Here is a 7,947-nt window from a genome sequence, read left to right as displayed (position 1 = left end):
CCCGCTGCCCGCTGCCCGCTGCCCGCTGCCCGCTGCCCGCAAAAGCATAAGCGGTTTCGGCTTTTTCGGGCAACGGGCTGCGGGCAGCGTTCGTTAATCAATCAGGTTGCGAATCTGGGTTTTAATCAGATCAATAGCAATCCTGTTCTTTCCGCCACGGGGAATAATCAGGTCTGCATGCTGGCGGGAAGGTTCAATAAACTGCATGTACATGGGGCGTACCGTTTCCAGGTACTGCTTGATGACGAAGTCCACATCACGGCCACGGCTGAGAATATCCCGTTTCATACGACGGATCAGGCAGATATCCAGCGGGGTATCCATAAAGAAGCGCAGGTCAAAGGTTTTCCGGATGGCAGGATTGGAGAAGAGCAGTATTCCCTCGTAAATGACTACCCGGGCAGGGTTGACCTTTCGGGTATCCTTTCGGCGATTGTGGTGAGTATAGTCGTAGAGCGGTACGTCTATTTCTTCACCATTTTTCAGCTTGATCATCTGATCAAGCATCAGGTCATGATCCATGGAGTCCGGATGGTCGTAGTTGGTCCGGATCCGTTCATCCATGCTTAAGTGACTCTGATCCTGATAGTAGGAATCTTCTGAAATCACACACAGGTGCTCTGATTGCAGCTCTTCAACCAGCGTTTCAGCCAGAAGGCTTTTGCCTGAAGCAGAGGCGCCGGCAATACCAACGAGGATGGTCTTTTGTTTCATGGGAGGAGTCCGGGATGGTTAAGACCGCTGTCCGTTGTCCGTTGCCCGAAAAAGATAAGACGGGCTTTTTCAGGCAACGGGTAGTGGAATGCGGGTAGCGGCTCTCAGGTTATTTACTGGTTTCTTTCTACTGGGACAGGGTTTCCGTTGTCGTCTATGGCAACGTAAGTGAAAAATCCCTCGGTAACCCTATGACGCTCTTCTGATTTGAAAGGGTGGGAAAGAACCCACACTTCCAGCTTAATACGCATGGAGGTGTTGCCGACGCGGATAATGTCAGCATAACAGCAAACCACATCACCGACCTTGACCGGGTGGATAAAACTCATGGATTCAACGGCAACAGTGGATACCCGGCTGTTGCAGCGATTTTTGCCAGCCAGACCGCCAGCCATGTCCATCTGGGACATAATCCAGCCGCCAAAAATATCACCATTGGGGTTGGTGTCAGCAGGCATAGCCAGTGTTCGCAGAACCAGGTCACCCTGTGGTTCAGTCATCAGAAAACTCCATACGGATCATTACTGGCGGCGAATGCTATGCTTGCCAGCCAGCCTTGTAAATCCGTATTTCCATGAACGCTTTCGTGGAAAGAAGGGGGTTATTGATGTATAAGTGCCTGCTTTGAGAGCGCTCTAGCCAGCGTTGATATCTATGACATCCCTTCCTTTACCCCCTCATTTGTCCAATCCGGCTCAGCTGATTGTTCGTAACCAGGCGCGTTTTGAGCTTGAGCATCTTGTTATGGTTGGGTTGCCTGCTGATGATCTGGCCTCTCATCTGCTGGATGATGGTGTTGGCTATATCACAGCTTTGACCCGGGATTTCAGTGTCTATGGACGATTATTGACGTTGGAAGGTCGTCGGAAAGATCGATTCTCTCTGACTTTTGCCCCCGTTTTGCCTGGGGGTTTTTCCCGTCCTGTTGATGGAGTTTTGATCTTCCTCCAGAAAAGTAAGCCATTGATGGATTTCTGGTTACAGATGGTGCTGAGCTTTTTGCCGGACGGGGTGCCAGTCTGGCTGGTTGGCGAGAATGATGAAGGTATCAAGTCCTGGAAAAAACGGCTGAAGAACAGTTTTGCGTCTGTGCAGAGTGTGGATAATGCCCGTCACTGCGTATTGCTCGAAGCATCGGAGCCATTAAAGAAAACAGAAGGTTTTACGCTTGAGCAGTGGTTTAAGGCATTTGCTGTCAGCGGTCCTGAACTGAGTATGGAAATCACTTCACTGCCCGGGGTGTTCAGTCATGGTCGTCTTGATCGGGGAACTCAGGTTCTGCTGGAAACGCTGAATTCGATTCCTTCAGGAAAAGTGCTGGATTTTGGCTGTGGGGCTGGTGTTATCTCTGCTTATATCAATGCCATGCCGGGAGATCATGATTTTACTCTGGTGGATTGTGACGCGCTGGCGCTCACCAGTAGTGAGCGAACTATGGAACAGCTTGAGGTGAAGTCATTTACCGTACTGCCCATCGACGGTCTCTCGGAAGTGAGTGGGCAATTTGATTTGATTATCTCCAATCCGCCGTTTCATCAAGGGGTCAAAACGCACTATGAAGTTACTGAGCAGTTTCTTGTGCAATCTCGTCAGATGCTTCGTCCGGGTGGTGAACTGAGAATTGTTGCTAACAGATTTTTGCGTTATCCGCCCATTATTCAGCAGGCGTTTGGTCACTGTGAAACGCTGCTGAACAAAGAGGGTTTCTCGGTGTATCGGGCTTTAAACCGGAAATAGTCTATAACATCAGGGGAACTTTTTGCTGAGCCAGTGACTCAGATTATGAATGACCGGTTACGCCGAAATTAACCTGAGGCAATTTATCATGGGTATGGGGTATTTCTATGTGTTGAAGCCAGAAGGTTATCCGAATGCCTTTGCCTCTTAATGCCACTGGGGGGAATCTTCCCATCACTCCCCGGGGGGGAGTTAACACCTGTCATAAGGTCAGTCGGACAGAAAGTTTTGGAAGACGATGTATAGCCTGGGTACCGTCCTGGTTTAGTTACTTTTCAGGACGGAATACTGCTGCTGCTGCTACTACTACTACTACTACTGCTGCTACTGCTATTGCTATTGCTACTGCTACTGCTACTGCTACTACTGCTATAGGTCTCAGACTTGCCTGTCCGCTAAAGGCGGATGAAGTTGCCCAAAAAGTCTTACTGGTAAGCGAGTCTCCGGAGAATAACCTGAATGCATTGAGTTTTTCAGGTTCTGCAAGGCGTCTGAATGCAACGGCAAACTCTACGCCAGCATCTTCGTCAGCCAGCATTATTGCGGGAGATTCCCGGGCGCGCGGGGAATTGTCTGAAACTAATAAGCAGTCTCCCGATGGTGATCTACGGCTAGGTAATTGCATAAGTCTCGCATGGGGGGGCACGCTGTGTAGTACTAGTAATGAAGATGCACTGTATTTCCTGTTTGGGCTAAGCAAATTAGAAGAATTACAGTCTGGTGAATATGGAGCCGTTTACAAATTTCGTGATAACAACGGTATGTGCTTTGCCGTTAAGATTCATCACTTAAGTGAGGATGGACAATCACTAGCCTATCATCACGGAGATGATAAAAACTGTGATAAAGATTATAAGGAGCGACGGGGAGAGCTGGTTGGCCTTACGCTCCCTCATCATCCAAACATAGCCACTGTCCATGCTTTGGTTTTGCAGGATATGCTCCTTGGCTGTTATGTGCCCATCCGCGACCTGGGCGATCTGAGAGCGGAAGATTATGGGAGATTTCAGCTGAGCATGGTGATCAGTGAATATGTTGATGGAACTGATCTGGTGGATTTGTTGGGGGGGTGTCAAAAATTAACAGATCCCCCCCCGGGAGGCCTGTCACTGGCGGTAGATCTCGCTGATCAGCTTTCCGGTGCTTTAGAGTTTTTGCACGCTGAAAAGGTAATTCACCGGGATCTTAAGCCTCATAATGTTATGGTTACGTTTCCGGAGAAAGACAAGTGTATATTCAAATTGGTTGACTTTGGCCTCAGCAAACGACTTGACGTTCGTAACCGAACGACCTCTTTTCGCGGAACATCAATCGCCATGGCTCCTGAAGTGGTTGGGGCTGATGACTCTTCTGATCACCGGTCATACTCATATCCTGCGGACTGCTGGAGCTTTGGCATCCTGTTATGGGTAGTGTCTGCTGCGGGGTCTGGCGTGGATGCTATAGAGGATGTTATAGGAGAGGAAAAGACGGGTAGTGGTCAGGCTGGCCTATCAGAAAAACCTTCAGAATTTCTTGCTATGAAATTGAAAGATATGGCTTCTGAAGATATCAGTCGGCTATTTTTTCAGACTACTGCTAATGAGAGAGAACACCCGGATGTCCTTCTATTAAATCGCATTGTTACCGGTTTACTGAGGGTTAATCCAGATGAGAGAATGACAATGAAGAAAGTCGGGGAGCTATTGAAGCCTGATTCTGTTAATAACTGATAGGGTCTTTATTTTTTCTGATCTGCTCATGGATGGCAAAGAGATGAATAATAATATTAAGCCAGCGTGGCTGTTTTGTGGGGTATTTCTGGTCACCCTGTTGTGGATTATGGAGTTTGATAATCGGCCAAGAGCCCGGTTGGCAGTACCCGATTGGTCCGATGATCTAAGTTCATCGACCCGTGAAATTGTGGGCCAGGAACGAGATCAGGGAGATCGCCCGGGGTCAAAAGATCCTTCAGCACGGAAGGATCTCCTTTCACAGCTCGACAACCTTCAAGAATCTAATAATCCTGGTTTGCAGAATAACCTTCAACCGCACCGGAACAGTCTGTTGAGTGATTCTTCCCGGCGTTTATTGGTTGATTCCGGTAATCGTCAGCTGCTGGCACAGGAGCAGGATTTTTACTCACCGGAACCGGTTAACCGGTTCCGTGATAATAACCCGCTCCATGCCGCCGACCGGCTCTATGCCTGTATGGCTGATAACTGCCCGCCTGCTTTTTCTGACCAGTGAGTTGAATGCCTGCTGAAAAAAGGGAGGGTTCGAGATAATGCAATCAAAACGCTGTGCACTGGTTGCTGAGAATGTCTGTATTGAGCTATTAACCAGGTGTAACTGATCAGCCCACAGGCTTTGTGAAAAATTGCTTTCAGCCTGTTTTGATGCTTCCCCGTCAAGCTCAACTGCAGTGATTTTCGCTTTACTATTCTGGGCTGGCATCAGGCTGAGTAGCCCGGTACCCGCACCAGTATCCAGAATAGACTGGCTGTTATGAAGGTAAAGAGACTGACCGAAAAGCGCACCAAAGGTGCAGGCATCGGTGGTCACCTTCATGGCGCATTGGCCCTGTTCGATTTTGAACTGCTTAAAGAAAAATAAGGTTTTTTGCGAGCCATTGAACTACTTTTTCCTGCTGAAATGTTGTTGGGCAAGAACCGCTGCAATGATCATGACCAGTTCGGCGTAGGTGGCCGGGTAAATGGCTTTACCCAGTATGTTGGTAATAAAGATCAATGATAAAAATGGGCTCAGGTAGCTGATATTGCTGATCATGGCTGTATTGATAACAGCTGTTTTTCTGCTGCGGTTGACCGGTGGCATCTGCCCGGAAATCACAAGGCCAGATAATAAGGAGCCATCCGTTCTCTGATCTGCTCTGTATAATGAGGATGCTGCTGATAGATAGTCACAGTCTCTTCATTAACAGCCTCATTTCTTGCCGAGTCTCTTTTGTGCCTGAGAGCCAGAATATAAAGCGATGGTTCTGATGGTTGGCACTGGAGCGTAGTACATATTACATGGGGAAAAACTGATTCTTGTGCTACTTTTTCTGTCAGGAAAGAACTTTCAGATTTACTCTTGATCCTTACGGACTGAGGCTTGTCGAGGTCCATTGGCATCACCCTTCGACGAGCCAGGGATGAACGTAGTGAGCAATTATCCCGAAAAATGAGGCGCTGATTTCGGGACGGTTCCGTAGTTCGCAATAGCACCAGTTATCATCATCAAGGTTGCAACGAATCACATTATGGCTACGGCAATTGGCTTATCAACTAAACAAACGGAGCCAGTGACTGATGTTCATGCTCGAGTCACGGGTAAAGAGGTGCCAACGGTCTTTAACCATACATGCTGCAGATTTGGAGGTTATTCTGTCTCTAAGCGAGCAGCCGTTATTTGTGGTGTGTTCTTGTCTGTAGCTTCACTCGTAGCAGTACCTGTAGGTTATTTCGCTGCAAATGAAATGGATTCTTCCATTGCAGATGCTGTCGCTGCAGGTAACTTCCCGGATCATTCGATAGCTAACAGCACTTTAACTGTTTTCACAGGGGTTATCTCAGGATTAGGCGCTCTGTTTATCACCGCAATTCCCGCAACTGTAGGTGCAGTACGTATTTACAACAGGCACGCCGCAAAGGTCGACCAGGCCACCCGGGTAATTAAGGAGGGGGTGGAGGAAGCGGAAGATACAGTGTAACTTCAGCTTCGGCTGAATCGCTCCTTATTCCTGGCCAAATCTTCTATAGCGCCAGATAGTAGGGCGTCATCAACTGCCTGACCTCTTCCGTATAATGAGGGTGCTGCTGATAGATAGTGAGCGTTTCTTCAATAATCAGATGTCGCTCAGGTAAAGCAGAGGCGTGCTTTAATACGAGCATATGCCGGTGAGGTGAATGGTTTACGGTTGAACGCAGCGATATTCTTCTATGAAGCGATAACCCTTCTCCCACCGTTGCCAACAAAAAAACGACACTGGATTCTACGGGTAACAATACCCATGCCTCGCCATCTTTTGCCAACAGGCGACGTATTGAGCTGGCTAATTCTGCAAAACTCAGCGTATCGGTATGTCTGGCCATATTCCGGCGAGGATCATTGCCCTTGAAGGCCTGTTGAAAAAAAGGTGGATTAGTGATGAGGGTATCGAAGCATTGCGCTCTATCCATTAAGAAAGACTGGATAGAACCTTGCACTACTTGCAGTCGATTTGCCCAGGGGCTATTGGTAAAGTTGCCAGAGGCCTGCTCTGCAGCCAGAACTTCCACTTCTACGGCGGTAATCCTGGCGTTGCTATTCTGGGCCGCCATTAAACTCAGAAGCCCCGTCCCTGCACCAATATCCAGAATCGTCTGGCTTTGTTGAAGGTGATCGGACTGACAGAGCAACGCACCGAAAAGGCAGGCGTCAGTGGTGACTTTCATGGCACTGCGACCCTGCTCAACTCTGAACTTCTTAAAGGCAAAATAAGGGTTTTTGCGAGCCATTGAACTACTTTTTCCTGCTGAAATGTTGTTGGGCAAGAACCGCTGCAATGATCATGACCAGTCCGGCGTAAGTGGCCGGGTAAATGGCTTCACCCAGTATGTTGGTAATAAAGATCAATGATAAAAATGGGCTCAGGTAGCTGATATTGCTGATCATGGCTGTATTATCTGCCAGCTTCAGCGCCTTCAGCCAGAGAATATAGGCGAAGCCCATCTCAATCAGGCCAATATAGGCAGCCGCGGCCAGACCCTCTGCAGAAACTGGCCAGAAGCTGGAAAAGAGAGCCGTAGCACCAATAATCCAGGGAAGTCCACAGAGAAAGCAGATCAGCAGGCTCACCACCGGATCGCCTTCACTGCGGGTATTAAAAATCCAGTACAGTGCCCAGATAATGGTGCTTGAAAGTGCCAGGGTCACACCTGTTCTGCTGGAAGGTGTGCTTGAAAAGTTCAGATTCTGAAACTCTCCACGGGTACAGATAATCAACACGCCCGCATAGGCGAGCAGGCAGCAAAACAGGCTTTTAATGGACAGTTTACGGCCCAGTAAGGGCACCGCCAGCAGGGTAAGTGCCATTGGCCAGCTGTAATTCAAAGCCTGAGCCTGCTGGGCCGGTAACAGGTCATAGGCTCCGAACAATGCTACATGATAGAGAAATGGATTTAATAATCCCAGGAACAGGAAAAGAGCATAAGACGGTTTGAACTGGGAAAGAATTAATCCTGTTTTACCTTGAATGATCACAATGATCGTAAGCAGGATGGTTGAGGTGGCCACTGACCAGAAAACCAGCTGCCATGGATCCAGATGTTTAAGGGCAATTTTAAAAGCGGTGGCAATAGTCGACCACAATAAGGCCGTAGCCAGGGCATATAAACAGGCTTTGCGATTGTCTGTCATGAATACTGCTTGGAGGGTAAGTGGGAATAAAAGTGGTCGTTATCTTATCCCACAACCTGAAAAAGAAACAGGCAAATGCCATGGCCAGTATTGATGAACCAGAGAATGTATTTG

The 7,947-nt window shown here is 48.3% G+C and carries 11 protein-coding genes; 4 read left to right on the top strand and 7 right to left on the bottom strand.

Annotated features, from left to right (window positions below):
- Positions 1-93: 93 nt before the first annotated feature.
- Positions 94-714, bottom strand: a complete 621-nt coding sequence (gene udk / locus RM811_RS11590; protein WP_402524275.1) for a uridine kinase — start codon at positions 712-714, stop codon at positions 94-96.
- Between the two features lie 113 nt (positions 715-827).
- Entirely contained in the window at positions 828-1,214 is a 387-nt protein-coding gene (yciA, locus tag RM811_RS11585) for an acyl-CoA thioester hydrolase YciA (RefSeq protein WP_402524273.1), read from the bottom strand.
- A gap of 154 nt (positions 1,215-1,368) precedes the next feature.
- On the opposite strand from yciA, the gene RM811_RS11580 reads away from it, so the two are divergent.
- The 3 genes from RM811_RS11580 (at position 1,369) to RM811_RS11570 (ending at position 4,680) form a co-directional block, all read left to right on the top strand.
- Entirely contained in the window at positions 1,369-2,451 is a 1,083-nt protein-coding gene (locus RM811_RS11580) for a methyltransferase (protein WP_402524270.1), read from the top strand.
- Positions 2,452-2,585: 134 nt separating this feature from the next.
- The gene (locus tag RM811_RS11575; protein ID WP_402524268.1) at positions 2,586-4,163 is read left to right on the top strand and encodes a protein kinase domain-containing protein; all 1,578 of its coding nucleotides are present in this window, start codon (positions 2,586-2,588) and stop codon (positions 4,161-4,163) included.
- 43 nt (positions 4,164-4,206) lie between these two features.
- Positions 4,207-4,680: a hypothetical protein gene (locus tag RM811_RS11570; protein ID WP_402524265.1), complete on the top strand. Its 474-nt coding sequence runs from the start codon at positions 4,207-4,209 to the stop codon at positions 4,678-4,680.
- Here the strand turns inward: RM811_RS11570 and RM811_RS11565 are convergent.
- From RM811_RS11565 to RM811_RS11555, 3 genes are all read right to left on the bottom strand, one after another.
- Positions 4,573-4,923, bottom strand: a complete 351-nt coding sequence (locus RM811_RS11565; RefSeq protein ID WP_402524277.1) for a methyltransferase — start codon at positions 4,921-4,923, stop codon at positions 4,573-4,575. The genes RM811_RS11570 and RM811_RS11565 overlap by 108 nt on opposite strands.
- A gap of 144 nt (positions 4,924-5,067) precedes the next feature.
- Positions 5,068-5,268: a hypothetical protein gene (locus RM811_RS11560; RefSeq protein WP_402524263.1), complete on the bottom strand. Its 201-nt coding sequence runs from the start codon at positions 5,266-5,268 to the stop codon at positions 5,068-5,070.
- Between the two features lie 11 nt (positions 5,269-5,279).
- Entirely contained in the window at positions 5,280-5,561 is a 282-nt protein-coding gene (locus RM811_RS11555) for a hypothetical protein (protein ID WP_402524261.1), read from the bottom strand.
- A 134-nt stretch (positions 5,562-5,695) separates the two neighbouring features.
- Here RM811_RS11555 and RM811_RS11550 point away from each other — a divergent pair, with 134 nt between their 5' ends.
- Positions 5,696-6,145: a hypothetical protein gene (locus RM811_RS11550; RefSeq protein WP_402524258.1), complete on the top strand. Its 450-nt coding sequence runs from the start codon at positions 5,696-5,698 to the stop codon at positions 6,143-6,145.
- Positions 6,146-6,188: 43 nt separating this feature from the next.
- Here the strand turns inward: RM811_RS11550 and RM811_RS11545 are convergent, their stop codons facing one another.
- The gene (locus RM811_RS11545) at positions 6,189-6,932 is read right to left on the bottom strand and encodes a tRNA1(Val) (adenine(37)-N6)-methyltransferase (protein ID WP_402524256.1); all 744 of its coding nucleotides are present in this window, start codon (positions 6,930-6,932) and stop codon (positions 6,189-6,191) included.
- 4 nt (positions 6,933-6,936) lie between these two features.
- Positions 6,937-7,833: a DMT family transporter gene (locus tag RM811_RS11540; RefSeq protein WP_402524253.1), complete on the bottom strand. Its 897-nt coding sequence runs from the start codon at positions 7,831-7,833 to the stop codon at positions 6,937-6,939.
- Between the last annotated feature and the right edge of the window lie 114 nt (positions 7,834-7,947).

It is taken from the genome of Endozoicomonas sp., from assembly GCF_031844845.1.
GTDB lineage: Bacteria > Pseudomonadota > Gammaproteobacteria > Pseudomonadales > Endozoicomonadaceae > Endozoicomonas.
The sequence above is the reverse complement of the archived record's forward strand: the minus strand, read 5'-3'. Positions and strand labels throughout refer to the sequence as shown.